Annotated in this window: 17 protein-coding genes; 4 read left to right on the plus strand and 13 right to left on the minus strand. The window is 36.9% G+C overall.

Annotation, left to right across the window (positions count from 1 at the left end):
• Positions 1-311: 311 nt before the first annotated feature.
• The 4 genes from CD29_RS01470 to CD29_RS01485 form a co-directional block, all read right to left on the minus strand.
• The gene (locus CD29_RS01470) at positions 312-1,535 is read right to left on the minus strand and encodes an SHOCT-like domain-containing protein (protein ID WP_036182041.1); all 1,224 of its coding nucleotides are present in this window, start codon (positions 1,533-1,535) and stop codon (positions 312-314) included.
• A 443-nt stretch (positions 1,536-1,978) separates the two neighbouring features.
• Entirely contained in the window at positions 1,979-4,846 is a 2,868-nt protein-coding gene (gene uvrA, locus CD29_RS01475; protein WP_036182043.1) for an excinuclease ABC subunit UvrA, read from the minus strand.
• 5 nt (positions 4,847-4,851) lie between these two features.
• Complete coding sequence (gene uvrB, locus CD29_RS01480) at positions 4,852-6,828, minus strand: excinuclease ABC subunit UvrB (RefSeq protein ID WP_036182045.1); 1,977 nt, start codon at positions 6,826-6,828, stop codon at positions 4,852-4,854.
• Positions 6,829-7,037: 209 nt separating this feature from the next.
• Positions 7,038-7,277: an IDEAL domain-containing protein gene (locus tag CD29_RS01485; RefSeq protein WP_036182048.1), complete on the minus strand. Its 240-nt coding sequence runs from the start codon at positions 7,275-7,277 to the stop codon at positions 7,038-7,040.
• Between the two features lie 194 nt (positions 7,278-7,471).
• Between CD29_RS01485 and CD29_RS01490 the strand changes: the two genes are divergently transcribed.
• Positions 7,472-7,975, plus strand: a complete 504-nt coding sequence (locus CD29_RS01490; protein ID WP_036182050.1) for a competence protein ComK — start codon at positions 7,472-7,474, stop codon at positions 7,973-7,975.
• On the opposite strand, the gene CD29_RS01495 is transcribed toward CD29_RS01490, so the two are convergent.
• Entirely contained in the window at positions 7,950-8,336 is a 387-nt protein-coding gene (locus tag CD29_RS01495) for a hypothetical protein (RefSeq protein WP_052123939.1), read from the minus strand. The two genes, CD29_RS01490 and CD29_RS01495, sit on opposite strands and share 26 nt — an antisense overlap.
• Positions 8,337-8,526: 190 nt before the next feature.
• On the opposite strand from CD29_RS01495, the gene CD29_RS01500 reads away from it, so the two are divergent.
• Entirely contained in the window at positions 8,527-8,820 is a 294-nt protein-coding gene (locus CD29_RS01500) for a hypothetical protein (protein ID WP_036182052.1), read from the plus strand.
• A 62-nt stretch (positions 8,821-8,882) separates the two neighbouring features.
• Here the strand turns inward: CD29_RS01500 and prfB are convergent.
• From prfB to secA, 3 genes are all read right to left on the minus strand, one after another.
• Positions 8,883-9,984 (minus strand): peptide chain release factor 2 gene (prfB, locus tag CD29_RS01505; RefSeq protein ID WP_140422883.1). Its coding sequence is split into 2 segments (ribosomal slippage): positions 8,883-9,911 and positions 9,913-9,984, totalling 1,101 coding nucleotides; the frame shifts between segments, so codons are not numbered across the junction.
• Positions 9,985-10,417: 433 nt separating this feature from the next.
• Entirely contained in the window at positions 10,418-10,663 is a 246-nt protein-coding gene (locus CD29_RS01510) for a hypothetical protein (protein ID WP_036182054.1), read from the minus strand.
• Positions 10,664-10,744: 81 nt separating this feature from the next.
• Positions 10,745-13,252, minus strand: a complete 2,508-nt coding sequence (gene secA, locus CD29_RS01515) for a preprotein translocase subunit SecA (protein WP_036182057.1) — start codon at positions 13,250-13,252, stop codon at positions 10,745-10,747.
• Positions 13,253-13,469: 217 nt separating this feature from the next.
• Here secA and CD29_RS01520 point away from each other — a divergent pair, with 217 nt between their 5' ends.
• Positions 13,470-13,895 carry a VOC family protein gene (locus CD29_RS01520; RefSeq protein ID WP_036182059.1) on the plus strand — a complete coding sequence of 142 codons (426 nt, stop codon included), beginning with the start codon at positions 13,470-13,472 and terminating at the stop codon, positions 13,893-13,895.
• A 43-nt stretch (positions 13,896-13,938) separates the two neighbouring features.
• Here the strand turns inward: CD29_RS01520 and CD29_RS01525 are convergent, their stop codons facing one another.
• The 3 genes from CD29_RS01525 to CD29_RS01535 all read right to left on the minus strand — a co-directional run bounded on the left by CD29_RS01525 (position 13,939) and on the right by CD29_RS01535 (position 16,822).
• Positions 13,939-15,909 carry a methyl-accepting chemotaxis protein gene (locus CD29_RS01525; protein WP_036182061.1) on the minus strand — a complete coding sequence of 657 codons (1,971 nt, stop codon included), beginning with the start codon at positions 15,907-15,909 and terminating at the stop codon, positions 13,939-13,941.
• Between the two features lie 385 nt (positions 15,910-16,294).
• Positions 16,295-16,603: a hypothetical protein gene (locus CD29_RS01530; RefSeq protein WP_036182063.1), complete on the minus strand. Its 309-nt coding sequence runs from the start codon at positions 16,601-16,603 to the stop codon at positions 16,295-16,297.
• On the minus strand, positions 16,604-16,822 hold the full coding sequence (locus tag CD29_RS01535; RefSeq protein ID WP_235801752.1) for a helix-turn-helix transcriptional regulator: 219 nt from the start codon (positions 16,820-16,822) through the stop codon (positions 16,604-16,606).
• 274 nt (positions 16,823-17,096) lie between these two features.
• On the opposite strand from CD29_RS01535, the gene CD29_RS01540 reads away from it, so the two are divergent.
• Entirely contained in the window at positions 17,097-18,020 is a 924-nt protein-coding gene (locus CD29_RS01540) for a DMT family transporter (RefSeq protein WP_052123940.1), read from the plus strand.
• A gap of 20 nt (positions 18,021-18,040) precedes the next feature.
• Here the strand turns inward: CD29_RS01540 and CD29_RS01545 are convergent, their stop codons facing one another.
• Together CD29_RS01545 and CD29_RS01550 are read right to left on the minus strand one after the other, a co-directional pair.
• Positions 18,041-19,726, minus strand: a complete 1,686-nt coding sequence (locus CD29_RS01545) for a phospho-sugar mutase (protein WP_036182067.1) — start codon at positions 19,724-19,726, stop codon at positions 18,041-18,043.
• On the minus strand, positions 19,719-20,942 hold the full coding sequence (locus CD29_RS01550; RefSeq protein ID WP_052123941.1) for a glucose-6-phosphate isomerase: 1,224 nt from the start codon (positions 20,940-20,942) through the stop codon (positions 19,719-19,721). The genes CD29_RS01545 and CD29_RS01550 overlap by 8 nt, the downstream gene beginning before the upstream one ends.
• Positions 20,943-20,959: the final 17 nt, after the last annotated feature.

Below are 20,959 nucleotides of genomic sequence, written 5' to 3' on the forward strand. Positions count from 1 at the left end.
AACTAACCACAAATGAATAATCGCAGGATTACTAAAAGTAACCCTGTAGTTTCCACTTATGGATGTTTCACTTCATTCCTTTTTTGATTATATCACTCTTTCAAACTCATATTATTACATTTTTATTTCATATTCCGTTTAGAATTGTTTTTTCTTCAAGCAAATGACAAATTTCTACTTACATAGACCGTCAAATTCAGATATATTGGCATTTTCATAAGTGAAAATTAATTTTCCCTTTAATATAAACAAAAACATAGAAAAAAGAGTGAACCGCGTTATTCACTGCGATTCACTCTTTATATTTGTACCTATTCTTTGTGGTCTGATTGTACTGTGTAGCGAACGATTATGCTACCTGTTCGCGATTCACCTAATAATTTCAATGTAGGAGCCCCTTCGACAATTTTACCAAAGGATAAAGTTTTACTTAAAAATTGGTCTTCTTCTGAACGATGTGTTACATCAGTTAAACCAATATCGGATTTTCCAAAGTTCGTTGAAACTTGTCCGTCAATACTAACATTCCTAGGAACATAAATTTCAACTGAACCAGCTACTGTATTGGCTTTAATCTTGCGTGGAGCTTCCGAAGTCGTTGTCACAACTACTGCTCCATTTACGGATTCAGCTTCTACTTCTTGCAAATTACCATCAATATAAATGCGTCCATTGACAGTTTCTGCTTCTATATCATCACCTGTCACGTTGCGTAAATCGATTGCTCCGTTACCACCATTTATCGTAGCTGTTTCGAATTTAATATGATCTAGTTTAACTGCGCCGTTATATGTTTTAATTTTTAATAATTTCGTATCTAGTTGTGAAACTGTAACTCCACCATTTAATAATCGGAACATTACTAAATCATAGTGCTTTTCAGGTAATGCTAAACGAATTGTAACTTGTGACATTTTAGAAGGTGTTGAAATATCTAATTTTCCTTCTTTTAGAGAGATAAATTGCTGTTCAAAGTCTTCTTTCGTCTTTGCCTCATCGTTATTAACAAGTGCAGCTTTTACATTTGTTTCAACGATGACTTGATCTGTTTCACTTTTTACGACATCAATTTTCCCTGTAGGAAGGTCAACTTCAATTCCTCTTACTTCATCACTATTGAATTCATAAGTGTTACTAAATTCTACTTTTTCACCGAAGGGAAATTCGAAATCAAAATCCTTAACTTTCGTGAATGTGGTATTTACTAAGTCCATCATTTTACTACTAAATTGAGACAAATCTTGCTTTAAGTCATTAATAAACTCATTCATTTTCTTATTTGATTCTTTATTGTTAAACATATTGCTGAACATTTCTTCAAAGTTATGTTTTGATTTATGCTCTTTGTTGTATTTTTCAAATTTTGGTTGATCTGATTCTTTTTCTTGGTTAGAAACCGCAGATGGTACTGGAACAGGTTTCCCCTGAGTGGATTCTTTTTCTTTTGATAACGCTTCTAATAATACAATAGCCTCTTCTGCTGAAATGGTTCCATTTTCAACTAAATTTAAAATGCGTTTTCTTTCATTTTCCATACTAAAAAGCCTCCCTCAACTTTGTATACCAAGTATACGTCAAGGGAAGCTAAAAAGTTTCATTTCTCTGTTGACAATTTCAAATATTTTGGAATAACAGGCTGGGCAATAAGTGAAAAGGTACAATCATTCAATTTGAATTGTACCTTTTTGATATAGCGACGTTTGTTTCCGATGCATGCTTCGCTTTCCGCAGGGAAGCCATGAGCCTCCGGAAGCTAAAGCTTTCCGGGGTCTCATGACTGCTTCTACGTCCTGCAGGACAAGGAATACTTCCTTGAATAATCATCGCAACGAGAAAATGCTTTAGCATTTTCGAGAGAGTCTCCGCATGCCTCTCCAACAAACGACTTTCTAATATAGAAATAGCAAATTTTTATTATACTTAATTTTGACTTTTGATTAAAAGTAATATTTTGTCCCAGCCTCGTTGTTTTTAGTAACTACTTGCTACTTGCGTTTTCTAGTAACTCTTCCATTCGTTTTCGATCTCGGTCTAAAATCGGCTTTAAATAAAGACCTGTATAAGAACCTTTTGCCTCAGCAACTACCTCTGGAGTACCTGTTGCAATAATTGTGCCACCCATATCGCCACCTTCAGGTCCAAGATCAATAATGTAATCTGCAGTTTTGATAACATCTAAATTGTGCTCGATGACCAAAACAGTATCACCATTTTCAACCAATCTTTGAAGGACTTTTAACAGTCTTGCGATATCATGAGCGTGTAAACCAGTTGTAGGCTCGTCCAAAATATAGAAGGACTTTCCTGTAGATCGGCGGTGGAGCTCAGAAGCAAGTTTTACACGCTGTGCTTCCCCACCTGATAAAGTTGTCGCCGGTTGTCCAAGTTTCATATAACCTAGCCCCACATCAACAATGGTTTGTAACTTTCGTTGAATTTTAGGTACATTTTCAAAGAATTTAACGGCATCTTCAATTGTCATGTCCAAAATTTCAGCAATATTTTTTTCTTTGTAGCGTACTTCTAGCGTTTCACGGTTGTAACGTTTCCCGTGACACACTTCACAAGGAACGTAGACATCAGGCAGGAAGTGCATTTCAATTCTTATAATCCCATCCCCACTACAAGCTTCACAACGTCCACCTTTAGTGTTGAAGCTGAAACGTCCTTTTTTATATCCACGGATTTTTGCTTCATTTGTTGAGGCAAATAAATCACGGATATCATCAAACACTCCTGTATATGTTGCCGGGTTTGAACGTGGTGTTCGACCAATTGGCGACTGGTCAATATCAATGACTTTATCTAAATGCTCCATCCCAGTTATTTCTTTATGTTGACCTGGTTTACTTCTTGCCCGGTTTAAATTATGAGCAAGGGATTTATATAAAATTTCATTAATTAATGTTGACTTTCCTGAACCTGAAACGCCTGTTACTGCAATGAATTGTCCTAAAGGAATATCAACTTTTACGTTTTTTAAGTTGTTTTCCTTCGCACCTTTAATCGTTAGCTTTCGTCCATCAGATGCTCTACGTTCTTTTGGAAGTGGAATGAATTTTTTACCACTTAAGTACTGTCCAGTGATGGAATCGTCATTGTCCATCACTTCTTGCGGAGAACCTGCAGCAACAATCTCGCCTCCATGTACACCTGCATGTGGCCCAACGTCGATTAAATAATCGGCTGCAATCATTGTATCTTCATCATGTTCTACTACTATCAATGTATTTCCCAAATCTCGCATTTCTTTCAGTGTAGAAATTAAACGGTCATTGTCACGTTGATGTAGTCCAATCGAAGGTTCATCGAGTATATAAAGTACACCAGTTAAGCGTGAGCCAATTTGAGTGGCAAGTCTAATTCGCTGTGCTTCCCCACCAGATAATGTACCTGCTGAACGAGATAATGTTAAATAATCTAACCCAACATTAATAAGGAAACTTAAACGCTGTGTAATTTCGCGAATAATGAGTTTTGCAATTTGCATTTCCTTTTCAGTTAAAGTCAATGTTGAGAAGAAGCCGTACATTTCTTGAATGGAATGTTGTGTTGCTTCGGAAATATTTAATCCTTCTACTTTAACAGCCAATGATTCTGGCTTTAAACGAAATCCTTTACAAGAAGGACATTTTTGTTCTGCCATGTATTTCGCCATTTGTTCGCGAACATATTCGGAAGAAGATTCACGGAAACGGCGATCAATATTGTTCACGACGCCTTCAAATGGAATTTTTTTATTATGAACACTACCGTAGTCACTTTCATAATAGAAATAAATTAGTTCTCCATTTGAACCGTATAAAATCTTATCCATTTGTTCCTTTGGAATTTCGGATACTGGAACGTCCATTGGAATTTCATAATGATCGCAAACAGACTTTAACAGCTGAGGATAATATTGCGAGCTTGTTGGCTCCCATGGTGCAATTGCATGTTCTTCTAATGATTTACTCCAATCAGGGATGACTAAATCTAGATCCACTTCTTGTTTAAATCCTAAACCGTCACAGGATGGACATGCTCCGAACGGACTGTTGAATGAAAACATACGAGGTTCTAGTTCACCAATGGAGAAACCACACATTGGACATGCATGATGTTGACTAAATAACAATTCCTCTTGTTCCATGACATCAACCAACACACGTCCCTCTGCTAAATTACAAGCTGTTTCTATGGAATCATATAATCTTGAATCAATTCCGTCTTTCATCACGATACGGTCAATTACTACTTCAATATCGTGTTTTTTATTTTTATCTAATTCAATGAGGTCGTCTAAGTCACGCATCTCCCCATCAACTCGCACGCGTACATACCCTTGTTTTTTTAAATCTTCAAGCAGTTTGACATGAGTTCCTTTTTTCCCCGAAACAATTGGTGCCAACAGCTGCATTTTTGTTCGTTCTGGGTATTCTAATAGTCGATCTACCATTTGCTCAATTGATTGTGATGCAATTTCAATACCATGGTTTGGACATATAGGTCTCCCAACTCGTGCAAACAATAGACGGAAATAATCGTAGATTTCTGTGACGGTACCAACAGTTGAACGCGGATTACGACTTGTTGTTTTTTGATCTATCGCTATTGCAGGTGATAGTCCTTCAATTGAATCCACATCTGGCTTATCTACATTTCCTAAAAATTGACGTGCATAGGCAGATAATGACTCTACATATCTACGTTGGCCTTCAGCATAAATCGTGTCAAAAGCAAGTGAAGATTTCCCAGATCCAGATAGGCCTGTTATGACAACAAGCTTATCTCGAGGGATTGTTAGACTGACATTTTTTAAATTATTGGAACGTGCGCCTTGCACAACAATTTCTGTATTTTTCACTTTGGTCACCCTTCTACCTTCAGTTCGAATATTGTATCTCGTAGTTCTGCTGCTCGTTCAAAATCAAGCGCTTTTGCCGCTTCTTTCATTTCTAATTCTAGTGTTGCAATGAGCTTTTCCAATTCGGCCTTTGTTAATTTTTTGCCTTTTGTCACTTTTGTCACGTATGTTTCTTCTACTTCGGCAGCCTGGGTCGCACGGATTAGTTCTGGGATTTTCTTCTGAATTGTTTGTGGTGTAATTCCATGTTTCTCATTGTATTCCTCTTGAATGGCGCGACGACGTTTCGTTTCACCAATAGCTTTTGTCATGGAATCTGTCATTTTATCTGCATATAAAATAACATGACCATTAGAATTTCGGGCAGCTCGTCCAATTGTTTGGATTAATGAACGCTCCGAACGTAAGAAGCCTTCTTTGTCTGCGTCTAATATTGCAACAAGGGATACTTCAGGAATATCAAGCCCTTCACGAAGTAAGTTAATACCAACTAAAACGTCATACTTTCCTTTTCGAAGTTCACGTATTATTTCGATTCGCTCTAACGTTTTAATATCAGAGTGAAGATATTCTACTTTAATGCCTATTTCTTTTAAATAATCGGTTAAGTCTTCTGACATTTTCTTAGTCAACGTCGTTATGAGAACTCGTTCTTGCTTTTTCACTCGTTCATTAATTTCATCTATTAAATCATCAATTTGTCCTTCAATAGGTCGAACATCAATTGTTGGATCAAGTAATCCTGTTGGTCGAATAATTTGCTCCACCATTTCTGGTGTATGCTCTATTTCATACGGACCAGGTGTCGCAGAGACATAGATTGCTTGGCTTATATGTTGTTCAAATTCTTCAAATCTTAATGGTCGGTTATCAAGAGCAGATGGTAAACGGAAACCATGCTCTACTAATACATTCTTCCGTGCTTGGTCACCATTAAACATTCCACGAATTTGTGGCAATGATACGTGACTTTCATCGACTACTAGTAAGAAATCTTTTGGAAAGTAATCAAGTAACGTATAGGGAGTAGCACCTGCTTCCCTTAATGTTAGATGCCTTGAATAATTTTCAATTCCTGAACAGAATCCCATCTCACGCATCATTTCTAAATCATAGTTCGTTCGTTGTTCTAGTCGTTGCGCTTCTAAAAGTCTATCTTCTGAACGGAATTGTTCTAGTCGGACTTCTAACTCTTTTTCGATATTTTCTATTGCTATTTTCATTTTTTCGTCTCGTGTAACGAAGTGGGATGCTGGGAAAATGGCTACATGATCACGTTCACCAAGAATCTCTCCTGTTAAAGCATCCACTTCACGGATTCGATCGATTTCGTCACCAAAAAACTCCACGCGAATACAGTGTTCGTCACGGGATGCTGGGAAAATTTCCACTACATCTCCTCGAACTCTAAAAGTTCCGCGCTGGAAGTTGACATCATTTCTCTCATATTGAACATCTACTAGTTTTCTTAGTAGTTGGTTGCGTTCGATTTCCATTCCTGTTCTTATTGAAACAACAAGTTCACGATATTCTTCCGGATTCCCCAAACCGTAAATACAAGAAACAGAGGCAATAATGATAACATCATCTCGTTCAAATAAAGCAGACGTTGCAGAGTGTCTGAGTTTATCGATCTCATCATTAATGCTTGAGTCTTTTTCGATATATGTATCAGTTTGTGGTACATAAGCTTCTGGTTGAAAGTAATCATAATAACTTACAAAATATTCAACTGCGTTATTTGGGAAGAATTGTTTAAACTCACTATAAAGTTGTCCAGCAAGTGTTTTATTGTGTGCGATCACAAGTGTAGGTTTATTAATTTCTTTTATAACGTTGGAGATAGTAAATGTTTTTCCTGTACCAGTCGCTCCTAGTAATGTTTGGTGACGTTTACCTTGTTTAACACCTTCAACAAGCTGTTTTATCGCTTCGGGTTGATCACCACTAGGTTGGTAAGGGGAGTGCAATTCAAATGTCATTAATTGGCCTTCCTTTCACCCATTTATCGTAAGTTTAGTGTAGCATACAAATTATAAAAAATCGATAAATAAGCGAACGTATATTCTTTTTCTTTTTTTGATATTTAGTTGCTACCGCTTAAAATCTTTTAGAAATAGTAAGGAAAAGCCGCTTATATCAACTTGTTCTTTAGTCTTTAGAACAAGTTGTATAAGCGGCCTTATATTGTTTATTTCATCGATTCTTGTAATTCACTTAACTCTTCTGCATACAAATGGAATGCATTTCGGTTTCTTTCGTCTAACGCTGTATCGATGAGATGTTTTAACTCTTCAATACGTTGCATTCTTTGAATTCGATTCAAAAACAAGTCCAAATAAATGTCATTCAACAATTTCTCAGATTCATTCGCATGTTGATATTGTCCAACTGCCTTAAGAAAATCTGTGTATGAATAATATTTATCCATCGATATCACCCCGATTCCCTTTTTTCTATTATAAAAAATTAAATATCAATTTGCAATATATTCTGAAAAATAGATTTTAATTTAAGTTTTTTTAATCTTTCGACAAAATGATGTTGAGTTTTGATGAGATTTGTATTAATATGTATTTGAATTGGAATTATTGTAATATTTTTACATAAAGGGAGGTGTTTAATATGAGTAAGCTGAAGCCGGTCAATTCCTATTATCTATCTTTCAATTCTTATTTAATTGAGCCAATTCAACATGGGGACAAGCTATATTCTCGGGTGTATGATAAGAGTGGAGAAGTTGTTGTCTCAAGAAAACCTCTTTACATCATTCGAAAATCATGTGATTTAATGGGCTCAAGATACAATGCAGCACGTGAAGTCTCTAAGAATTTCCTTGGTCCGGATAAACATAAATTGCCAATCATTATCGCCTATGATTATGGGGTTCCACTTGTTTTCTTTCCAATTCTATCTCCAACATCGCCAAGTAATGTTTGGGTTGGTCTACATAGCATCATTAATATTCAACAAGATATGGACCAAACAAAAATTACATTAAAAGATGATCGCGAGATAATTTTACAAGTGCCACAATCATCTTTCAACAATCAGTACGTAAGAGCAACCATGTTACAAAAACATGCTAGCAACCAGCGTTTAATCATTCAGAATGCCATACTTCTTTAACTTCATATAAAGCGTGTTTAAAGTAATATTCCAGTAAATTTTCTATTTTATTGCGAAGGCGTATATTTGAATACCTTCTTACTTCCATCGCCTGTTGATAATGAAAATAATACTCGGTAAATAATTCATCACTGTTACCACGGACAACCTTTAACTGGTGACGATGTAGATACGCCTTCGTCTTTTTAAAGTCCTCATGTACGTTATTCCTAGCTTTATCAATCAAATGAAAATAACGATATTTCAACTTAAACTCACCTGCATCAATTACAGCAAAGTCATTATCTAAAACATCTAATACCATTGGTAAATATATTGCAGCTTCTAGGGTTGGAACAGCTTCAATGGGAACATGTGCCACTAAAATACCCCCTTAAATAGAACGTTTGTTCTTATATTTTACACCGGATTTAAAATTATGCAACAGAGAACTAAAATTTTGAGCAGTTTTTTGACTGGTAATAAATCCCTCTATATTTTGTGGCATTGTTGTTCAATTATTATTTCTATATAATTTAAATTTAGCAAATACTAATTTTGGAGGTGTCAATATGAGTGAAATGAATGCGGTATTGCAAGCAATATTAGAGTTGTCTAATAAAATGGATTCGCTTGAGAGTAGAATGGCTTCTTTGGAAGATAGAATGGGTTCTTTGGAAGATAGAATGGGAATTCTAGAAGAAAGATTTAATTCTTTTGAGGAAAATTCAAACAAAAACCAACAGATTTTAATTGAAAAACTCGACAGTATCAATGAACAAATAATGATTCTATCCCACGACTCGATAACTTCAAAAGGCGATATACGTTTATTGAAAAAGAAAATTGGTATGCTTGATTACTAGTCCATTAACATAAATAAAACAGCATCCATTGTCTTTTTAACAAATGAATGCTGTTTTATATTTTATCCGATACGAGATCTTAAGTATGCATTAATAAATCCATCTAATTCGCCATCCATTACGGCATGAACATTACCCGTTTCAAAGTTTGTACGGTGATCTTTTACCATTGAATATGGATGGAATACATAAGAACGGATTTGTGAGCCCCATCCGATTTCTTTTTGTTCACCGCGGATTGCATCTAGTTCAGCTTGTTGCTTTTCAATTTCTAATTGATAAAGTTTTGCTTTTAACATGCTCATCGCTTTATCACGGTTTTTAATTTGTGAACGTTCTGCCTGACAAGATACTACAACACCTGTAGGTATGTGTGTAATACGAACCGCTGAGTCTGTAGTATTAATATGCTGTCCACCAGCACCAGTTGCACGATACGTATCTACTTTTAAGTCTTCTGTACGCACTTCGATTTCAATTTCATTGTTGAATTCAGGCATAACATCGCAAGAAACGAAAGATGTGTGACGGCGACCTGCAGAGTCAAATGGTGAGATTCGGACTAATCGATGGACACCTTTTTCAGCTTTCAAATAACCATAAGCATTATGTCCTTGTATCAATAACGTAACAGATTTAATGCCTGCTTCATCACCAGGTAAATAATCCATCGTCTCCACCTTAAAGCCGTGGTGTTCAGCCCAACGTGTATACATGCGTAGCAACATCGAACCCCAGTCTTGTGACTCCGTTCCACCTGCGCCAGGGTGAAGTTCTAAGATGGCGTTGTTTTTATCGTATGGCTCACTAAGTAGCATTTGTAGCTCAAAGGCAGCCATTTTTTGTTGGAAGTCGGCAAGTTCTTCACCAAGTTCAGTTTGTAAATCCTCGTCCGGTTCTTCTTTTAAAAGCTCCAAAGTCATTTCTAAGTTTTCCTGTGTTGACACAAGGTCATTAAATTCATTTACTACCGCTTTTAAACCATTTGCTTCATTGATCACTTTTTGAGCTGCTTCTTGGTCATTCCAGAAATCAGGCATCAACATCATTTCGTCAAGCTCTTGTATGCGTGGCTCTTTGTTCTCTAAGTCAAAGAGACCCCCTGAAGTCCGCCAATTTAGTGGCTGTTGTTTCTAATATATTTCTTACTTCTGCTAATTCAATCATCAAATGAAATCCCCCGTACTTTATTAAATTGAGAGAACCGTGCCGAAAAGATTTATGCGTGGCATCGGTTCAGAATGTTAGTAAGTAGAAAAGGTACACGAATTTAGTTATAGCTGATCGTGGCCATTATCCAGTAATTTTGCGTTTTTTTGTCCCCGAGATGCGGTCTCAAGGACATTTTTTCTGGTATTCTGCGGTTTTTGTCCTTGAGATAAGGTCTCAAGAACATTATTTCGAGTTTTTTGCGTTTTTTGTCCTCGAGAGGCGGTCTCAAGGACATTTTTTCGAATATCTTACGTTTTTTGTCCTTGAGATGCGGTCTCGAGGACACTTTTTCTTAAATCTAGCGGTTTTTGTCCTCGAAAAGCTTTCTCAAGGACACTTTTTTTGGAATTTCTGCTTTTTTAGTCTTCGAGAAGTGGTCTGATAGTCATTTTTTCGGAATTTCTTCAAATTCTGTCCAGTAAATCGCATTTATTAGATATTTTTCCGGGATTTCTCCATATTCTGTCCAGTAAATCACTTTTACTAGACACTTTTTTGGAATTTCTTCAAATTCTGTCCAGTAAATCGCTTTTACTAGACACTTTTTTGGAATTTCTTCAAATTCTGTCCAGTAAATCGCTTTTACTAGACACTTTTTCGATAAATCCCCAAACTTTGTCCAGTAAATCATCCATACTGACTACCCTTCCAAAAGGTCCCGTATGCATTTTACCTAAAGCTAATGCATCTTGTTCGCCGTCATCCACTTTACTTACTGCGCAGCACCATGACAGTTTTTATATTTCTTGCCGCTTCCACATGGACAAGGATCATTACGTCCAATGTTTTCTGCTTTACGAACTGGTTGTTTTTTCTTCGGTCCAGCTTCTTCTTTCGGATTTACCGCTTGTCCCTTTGCAACTTCTTCACGTTCTAAGTTGTTGCGAATCTGAGCTTTCATTGCGTACTTCGAAACGTCTTCACGGATGGAAGCAACCATATCTTCGAACATCGCAAATCCTTCTTTTTGATATTCGCGAAGTGGATCTGTTTGACCATATGCACGTAAATGAATCCCTTGACGTAATTGGTCCATCGCATCAATATGATCAATCCATTTCGTATCAATTGAACGAAGTAAGATAACTTTTTCAAACTCGCGCATACGTTCTGCTGAAAGTTCTTCTTCTTTCGCATCGTATTTTTTCTGAACCTCATCGTAGATAAAGTTAATAATTTCTTCTGGAGACTTCCCTTCAAGGTTAGCCGCCTTCACAACACCTTCATCTAAAAGATTCGCTTGAACATAGTCCTCGATTGCTTTTAAGTTCCACTCTTTTTCATCACCTTGTGTGTGAACACCAACAATGGATTCAATCGTTTCTTGAATCATAGACTCCACAAGTTCACGCATATTTTCAGATTCTAGTACTTGACGACGTTCTTGGTAAATAACTTCACGTTGTTGACGTAAAACATCATCATATTGCAATAAACGTTTACGAGCATCAAAGTTATTTCCTTCTACACGTTTTTGAGCACCTTCAACTGCTCTTGACACCATACCAGACTGAATTGGTTGAGAATCATCCATACCAAGACGTGTCATCATTGCTTTCATTTTATCTGAACCGAAGCGACGCATTAGCTCATCCTCAAGTGAAAGGTAGAATTGCGTATAACCAGGGTCACCTTGACGACCAGAACGACCACGTAACTGGTTATCAATTCGGCGTGATTCATGACGTTCTGTACCAATAACAGCAAGACCGCCAAGCTCTAAAACACCTTCACCAAGTTTAATGTCTGTACCACGACCAGCCATGTTTGTAGCAATTGTTACTGAACCACGTTTCCCTGCATCTGCAATAATTTCTGCTTCACGTTCATGGTTTTTCGCGTTCAATACATTATGTGGAATTTTATATTTAGTTAATAGATTAGAAATAATCTCCGACGTTTCAATCGCAACCGTACCAACTAACACAGGTTGACCCGCTTTGTGGCGTTCAGCAATATCATTCGCAACAGCTTTAAATTTACCTTCCATTGAAGCGTAAATTAAATCTGGTTTATCCTGACGTGCAATCGGTCTATTCGTAGGAATTGCAACAACTTGCATGTTATAAATATTACGGAATTCCTCTTCCTCTGTTTTTGCAGTACCAGTCATACCTGATAATTTTTCATACATACGGAAGTAGTTTTGGAACGTAATTGTAGCCATTGTCATCGATTCGTTTTGAATCTCTACGCCTTCTTTAGCTTCAATCGCTTGGTGTAACCCATCTGAGTAACGACGCCCCTTCATTAAACGACCTGTGAAGCCGTCAACGATTACGATTTCGCCATCTTGAACAACATAGTCAACATCAAGGTGCATAGAAGCATGCGCTTTTAATGACTGATTAATTGCGTGTAATAAGCGTACATGTGTTAAATCAAATAAATTATCAACACCAAAAGCTTTTTCCGCTTTTGAAATACCACTTTCCGTTAACGTTACGCCTTTTGTTGTTTCTTCGTAAGAATAATCTTCTTCCGGTTTTAACATGCGTACAAATGCATTTGACTGTACATAAAGTTTCGCTGATTTACCAGCTTGTCCAGAAATGATTAATGGTGTACGCGCTTCATCGATTAAGATGGAGTCAACTTCGTCAATTACTGCGTAATACAACGGACGCTGAACACGGTCTTCTTTATAAAGAACCATGTTATCACGTAAATAGTCGAACCCTAATTCATTGTTCGTTGTATATGTAATATCCGCAGCATAAGCTTCACGTTTTTCATCTTTTGATAAGCTGTTTAAGTTTAAACCAACCGTCAAACCTAGGAAGTTATATAGTTCACCCATTTGAGATGCGTCACGACTAGCAAGGTATTCGTTCACTGTTACAACGTGTACACCTTTACCTGTTAACGCATTTAAATAAACGGCCATCGTGGAAGTTAACGTTTTCCCTTCCCCAGTTTTCATTTCTGCGATATTGCCGTCATTCAAAGTTGCCGCACCCATTAACTGAACACGGAACGGGTACATTCCTAACACACGTTTAGATGCTTCACGACAAACAGCAAATGCTTCTGGAAGCATTTGTTCTAACGATTCACCATCTTGATAACGTTGTTTAAATTCTGTTGTTTTTTCTTTTAATTCATCATCTGACAACTTCTCTATTTGAGAAGCAAGAGCCTCTATTTGATCTGCTTTTTTTTCAAGTTTTTTAATTTCTTTTTTGTTCGGATCAAAAATTTTACTTAATATGTTAGCCATAAAATTTTTCACTTCCTATTTAGTCTCACTCTCCATTCTAACAAATAGTAAGGAGTGGGGCAAATGACCTTATCTATTTCTTTTTGCGCCTTGCCACTCACCCAGTTCGATAACGCCTTTTGGTTTAGTGAATAAAAAATATTCAGTTAGGATAAAAGGGATATGATGTACATTTATTGAATTAAAATAACGAAGTTAATTTTGGGAGGATAATAAAATGGGCGTAGAAGTATATTTAGTTTTTAACGGCAATTGTCGTGAAGCAGCTGAATTTTATGCAGAGGCATTTAAAACAGAAAAACCACAAATTAGTACATTTGGAGAAGCGCACAACGATCCGAATTTTGAAATGCCAGAAGAAGCTAAAAACTTAGTTATGCACACTCGACTGAATATCGCTGGAAGTCGTGTAATGTTTTCGGATACATGGCCAGGTCAACCTTATGTTGTAGGTAACAATGTGACAGTTGCAGTTCTATCAGATGATGAAGAATATTTAAGAAATTCATTTGATGCATTAAAAGAAGGCGGCACAGTAACCATGGAGCTACAAGAAACATTTTGGAGCAAAAGTTACGGTGCATTAAAGGACAAATTCGGAGTCGAATGGCAATTCAGCCATGAAGTTTCTGAAGGACAGTAAAATAAAACACCTTCGATAATTTCCTCGAAGGTGTTTTTATTGCTTAGTATTTAAACTTAGAAATTAACATGCGTAGATCTTCAGCCATTTCTGTTAAAGACTGTGCCATAGCAGACATTTCTTCTACAGCTGCCAACTGTTGTTCCGCAGAAGCGGCAACTTGTTCAGAAATTGCAGCATTTTCTTGTGCCAAAATGGCTTGTTCGTTCACAACTACAATTGTTTTTTGGATTGAATGAGAAACCTGTTTAGTCGTAATAGAAACTTCTTGCATTTGAGGAGTAACTGTATTCAGACTTTCTAAGATTTGATGGAACTTAATCACCGCTTCATTAGAAATCTCTACTCCTTCTTCTACCCCTTTTGTTACACGGGTCATAATTTCATAGGTATTATCAGTGTCATCTTGAATAGCATAAATAATTTCTCGGATATCCGTTGCAGACGCTCGGGATTGTTCAGCTAATTTTTTCACTTCATCCGCCACTACGGCGAACCCTTTGCCATGTTCCCCTGCTCTTGCTGCTTCTATAGATGCATTCAGTGATAGTAAATTTGTTTGTTCTGCAATCCCTGTAATAATTTTCAATATAGAATCTATCTGTTTAGAGCGATCAGTTAACGATTGAATAATCTTATTAGATTCTGTGACTAGTTGTTGAATGGATTGCATTTTATTAACAATATTTCCAACTGACTTTCCGCCTTCTTCAGCTTGCTTCGTTGCTTCAGAAGATAATTCTGTCACTTTATTTGAAGCTTGCGAAATGCGCTGTGCACCGTTTGAAATTTCAGCTAAGGATCTAACACTTACTTCTGCATCATCTTTTTGTTTTTCAGCGCTCACAGAAACTTGTTGAATAGATGTAGCAACCTGTTCTGTCGATGCACTCGTTTCCTCTGTACTTGCGGATAACTGCTCAGCTGAAGCAGCAACTTGTTCTGCATTCTGTTCAATATTACTTAACAGCGATTTCAAGTTATTTTGCATACTAATAAAAGCCTCACCTAACTGACCAATTTCATCATTTGTTTTCACGTGGATTGTTTCGGTTAAGTCCCCATTACTAACCTTAACTGCTTTTTCTTTTAAATCTTTAATCGGTCTAACAATTGAGCGGATGATAAAGAAGATCAGAATAGCACCTATTCCAGTAGCAATAACTAGAATGAATAACATAGAATCCAATATTGGAGAAGCTGCTTCATTTATTTCTTCTGTATACATATTTCCTGCAACTTTCCATCCTGTTAACTCATTGGTTGTGTAGCCCATTATTTTATGTTTTCCATCTAAATCATATTCAAACGTTCCAGAAGTATCAGTAAATAACGTTTGATAGAAAGATTCAGTTGCCTCAGAACCAGCTTTGTTCACTGGATGTGAAATATAATTTCTATTTTGGTCTAATAAAAGAGCGTACCCTTCATTTCCAATAGTTATTTGGTTCGTCAGTTCTTGAAGATAACCCATTTTCAAATCAATTCCGACTACCCCTATACCATTACTATGGGCTATAGTAACCGTTACTTCATTAGTCGCTGCTGATACATACGGATCCGAAATTAGTGACTGCCCTTTTTGAGCCATTGCATCTTGGTACCAACTTCTTTCTCCTGCATCAAAATCTGATCCTAGTTCAACATGCGGATAAATAATTAATGAACCATCAGGTCGCGCCATATAAATCGCTTCGGCTTCAGGGTGCAAATCGATATAATGTTTTAAAATATTCTCCACTAAATCCCTATCTTGCAGTTCGCTTTCACTAAACGAATTTGCTATTTGGCTTGCATCATTTAATTTCGGTTCAATCGCGGTGTCGATTGCGAGATTTAGGATATTAAGATTATTCTCAATAGCAGAGTAAAATTCGTTTTGAACCGCTTTTTTTGCAGCAAAAAACGAACTTGTTCCTATAAGGAGAGAAGGAATTATTAATATGAGGGCAAAAGATATTATTAGTTTTGGTTTTAAATTTTTAATGGTAAACCATCTTGATGTTTGTTTCATGTGTGAATTCCTTCCAATTAAATAATGTTATGTAAATTCGGTAACGAAATATTTTATTTTATAGTTTTTTGTAAGACAAATATTAGCAAAATAGTTATCACTATTTATATTACTGTGTATTTTTTTAGAAGAATACATGAAAAATTTTACAATGAATTAAAAAAGAACTGAGTTCAATAATTTCCCAGCTCCACCTCCCAACCGTTGCGATTTTCTCCCGTCTTCGCCCACTTCTTTGTATGTATGGTCGTGAAAGCACCGAATCTATTTCTACTTTGTAACTCTTGTATGTAAATAAGTAATGCTTAGTAAAATCAGTAAAATTTATAATCAAATAAAAGAATCCATTGTGAAATTGTGAATTTCAAACGGATTCTTCAACACCTTAATTTCGATTATTTGCTATGGCAGAACCAATCGCATAGAACATCATATGCGAACAATAGATTGCAGAAATTAACCAAAATGCTAGTAAATCGTGGAATACAGCAAGCGATAAAAACCAGCAAATAAAGATCACTACTAACGAACCAATCCAACCATAAGAACGGCCAATGTGATCGTTATAGACAAATCGCTCATCATGTTGCTTTTTCTTTTTCATAATCTGACGTGGAATAAGAAATGCACTTAACACAATGACCGCTAAAATACTCCAGAAAACAATCTGCACCCAAATATTTTCAAAATCCATTTACTTTTCCTCCCCTTCGAAAATAAATACATCTTCAATTCGACACTGAAACACTTTAGCAATCTTGTAAGCAAGCATTATGGACGGATTATATCTTCCCTTTTCAAGCGAACTTATAGTTTGTCTTGAGACTTCCAACTTTTCTGCGAGTTCATCTTGAGTTAAATCAAAAATCGTTCGTAAATCCCTAATGCGATTCTGCACCTTCTCACCCCTCATTAAAATGTAAAGTCAACTTTACGTAAAGTGTACTTTACATTTACGGTGAATGTCAAGTAGGCTTTACATATTTTTCGAAATTTTTGGTGTGTCTGGAGTTAATCGGACACTTTCCTAATTTTATCGGACAGTTTGGGAGAATTATCGGACACTTTTTTCATCTTATCGGACAAATCTACACTTTTATCGGACATTTCGGCCTTCCTCTGAACTGAAGAACTCTTGCACAGGCACCCTACAAGGCGAATGTCCATATATTAGAGGAAGATCTCTTATGGAGAGAAGGGTTGTTGTGGGAAATGAAGGCAGTAGTAAGTTAACCACATATAGTTTACTTATTTTTTTAATCGTCGTATGGGGTGTGAGTTGGCCCATCTATAAGAATGCAGTCCCCTATATGCCACCATTTCTATTTGCAGGATTCCGCGCATTTGTAGGCGGCCTAATACTCTTAATATTCATTTTAAATCGAAGACATCTGCTCAAACTAAAAGAAAATTGGCAGTTTTATATACTATCAGCCACGCTGAATATTACATTCTATTTAGGAATTCAGACAGTTGGCCTAAACTTTCTACCTGGGGGACTCTTCTCTGTACTCGTTTATTTTCAACCAGTGCTACTCGGCTTACTTTCTTTTTGGTTTCTAAAAGAAAATATGACTTTATTAAAAATTCTCGGGCTTATTCTTGGTTTTATAGGAATAATTTTTGTTAGTGTGGATGGTTTAACAATTCACTTATCTGTAATCGGTGTTTTACTCGCCCTCGCTACCGCATTGAGTTGGGCGATTGGAGTTGTCTATGTTAAGAAAAATAAATTGAGAATCGATGCCTACTGGATGGTTGTCATGCAGTTGCTTATTGGGGGAGCAACTTTATTAATTGCTGGTGGGTTTACTGAAAAAGTGAATGACATCGTTTGGAATACAGATCTCATACTCACTTTAATCTGGGGTTCGACATTAGGTATGCCGATTGCACAATTTATTTACTATAAGTTAATGAATGAAGGCGAAGCAAGTAAAGTAGGAGCATTTACCTTCTTAGTACCGATCATTTCAGTGTTAGTCAGTGCACTATTCTTAGGAGAAGCTATTACATTTAAATTGTTCATCGGAATGATCCTAGTTGGTGTGAGTATTTATTTAGTAAATGTGAATTTTAGAAAAGGAAAAAAAGTACCAGGTTCTAACTAATTAGCCCCTGGTACCTTCTATTAATTTGCAAACTTCAAAATCTCTTTTTCGATTTGATCAATAACTGAATCTTCTTGATTAACCAATCCCATATAGAACTTACATTTTGGTTCAGTTCCTGATGGACGGGCACAAATCCAAGAACCATCTTCAAGAATGAACTTCAACACATTCGAATTTGGTAACTCAATCGTTTCCTCTGTTCCATCAGCTAAAGTAGCAATTCCTGTTTTATAATCCTCAATTCGCGAAACTTTTAAACCAGCAAACTCATTTGGCGCAGATGCACGTAAGTTGGACATGATGGCACCAATCTTTTGTTGGCCTTCCATTCCGTCAAACTTCAAGGAAATCAGTCTTTCTGTATATTGGCCATACTGAGCGTATAAAGCATCAAGTACTTGCAACAGTGATTTGCCTTCATTTTTATAATATGCAGCCATTTCAGCGGTCAATAAAGCAATTTGCACTGCATCTTTATCACGAACAAAATCTCCTGCTAAATAGCCATAACTTTCTTCATACCCAAATAGGAATGTATGCTCACCTGTTTTCTCAAAGTGTGCCATTTGTTCTGCAATAAATTTGAAGCCTGTTAACGTATTAATCGTCTTAACGCCAAATGACTCTGCAATTGCAGCACCCATTTCAGAAGTAACGATAGTTTTCACCATTGCACCATTCTCAGGTAACGTTCCATTTTCTTTTTTCGTAGATAATAAATAATGAAGAATCATTGCGCCAAGCTGATTGCCCGTTAATAATTTATACCCTTCTCCATCCTTCACCGCAACCCCAAGACGATCTGCATCTGGGTCCGTTGCAAGAAGCAACTCTGCCCCAACGCGTCCACCTACTTCAATCGCCATTTCAAATGCAGCTTTTTCTTCTGGATTTGGATAGGAAACAGTTGGAAACGCACCATCTTGTACAGCTTGTTCTTCCACAGTGTGAATGTTTGTAAAACCTGATTCACGCAGTCCACGAACAGTCGGTACAAGCCCTGATCCGTGTAAAGGTGTATACACAATACTTAAATTCTTCTCTATGTCTTTACGTTGCATCAATGACATTAACGCCAAGTTATAAGCGTCATCGATTTTTTCAAGAATTTCCGTGCAATATCCGGAAGCTAGTAGCTCATCCTTCGACATTGAACGGATCTCAAAAATATCATCCACTGCTTCCATATGAGAAACAATTTCGTCCGCAAATTCAGGAGTTAACTGCGCACCGTCTTCTCCGTATACTTTAAACCCATTATATTCTTTTGGATTGTGACTCGCTGTAATAACTACACCTGCAATAGCATGTAAATAACGTACTGCGAAAGATAACTCAGGCGTTGGGCGACTTTCAGTAAATATGTATACCTGAATACCATGTCGCGCTAAAACTCCAGCTGTTTCATAGGCAAACTCTTGAGAAAAATGACGTGTATCATAAGCAATGACAACACCACGAGCTTTCGCTACGTCGCCTTGACCTTCGATTTGTCTAGCAAGCCCTTCAGCGACTAAACGAATCGTATGGTAATTCATACGGTTTGTTCCAGCACCAAGAAGACCGCGCATACCACCAGTCCCAAAAGGTACTGTCTGGTAAAAGCGATCTTCAATATCTGCTGTTCGATCTAATATGGATTCAAGTTCTGATTTATATATAGCATCTGCACGCTCAAGCCATTTTGTATAGGTACTACTCATGAATATTCACCACATTTTCTTTTAATAACTCTAACATTTTCTTCTTATATGCTTCTACGCCTGGTTGGTCAAATGGATTCACTTCTAATAAGTTCGCACTTATTACACAAGCCTTCATAAAGAAGAACATTAAATAGCCAACATGATAAGCATCAAGCTTCGGTATGCAAATCTTCATTACTGGTACTCCGCCTTCTTCGTGAGCAAGGACGACACCATCTTTAGAAGTTGCATTGATTTCGTTCATCGAGCGGCCAGCTAAATAATTTAGTCCATCCGCATCATTTAACATAAACGGAACTTCAATATCTTCTTCGATTTCATCAAAATGAATTAATGTTTCAAAGAGAATACGACTTCCTTCTTGGATGAATTGACCAATCGCATGTAAATCAGTTGAAAACGATACCGTTGTTGGATAAAGGCCTTTATGCTCTTTCCCTTCGCTTTCGCCAAATAATTGCTTCCACCATTCATGGAGCTTTATTAAACGTGGCTCAAAGGATGCAAGTAGCTCAAGCGAATATCCTTGGTTGTAAAGGTCAAAACGAGCTAAAGCATATTGATAGGCAGCGTTTGACTCTACATCTTCATTGTCCAAGTCACTTTCAGCACGCTTAGCCCCTTCTACAAATGCTTGAATGTCAATACCGCTCGCTGCAATTGGTAATAATCCAGCAGGTGTAAACACAGAATAGCGTCCTCCTACCTCTGAAGGAATTACAAACTGACGATATCCACATTGTTCTGCAATTTGTTTCAAAATCCCTTTATGTGCATCTGTTGTTACTAAAATACGCTCACTAGCTTCAGATCCGTAGCGATTTTCCATATATTCTTTTATGATACGGAATGCAAGGGCTGGCTCCATCGTAGAACCTGACTTTGATACAACATTTACATAAACACTTTTATTCTCTAAATACGAAATAAGTTGTTTTAAGTAAGCACCGCTCATGTTATTTCCTGCGTATATGATCTCTACACCGTTATTTGTACGGAAATAAGGTGTTAACGCATCAATAACAGCTCGAGCCCCAAGGAAAGAACCCCCTACCCCGATGACAAGCAAGACATCGGCATGTTCTTGAATCTCCTCTGCCACTTGTTGAATTGCAAATAGTTCTTCCACTCGGCAATCTATATAATGCTTCATATCTGGAACTACAACCATATCAAACTGTCCAGTGTTATTTGGATAATCAAATTTTAGCATGATTCTACTCCTAAAAA

Origin of the sequence: Ureibacillus manganicus DSM 26584 (genome assembly GCF_000772945.1) — a bacterium.
GTDB lineage: Bacteria > Bacillota > Bacilli > Bacillales_A > Planococcaceae > Ureibacillus > Ureibacillus manganicus.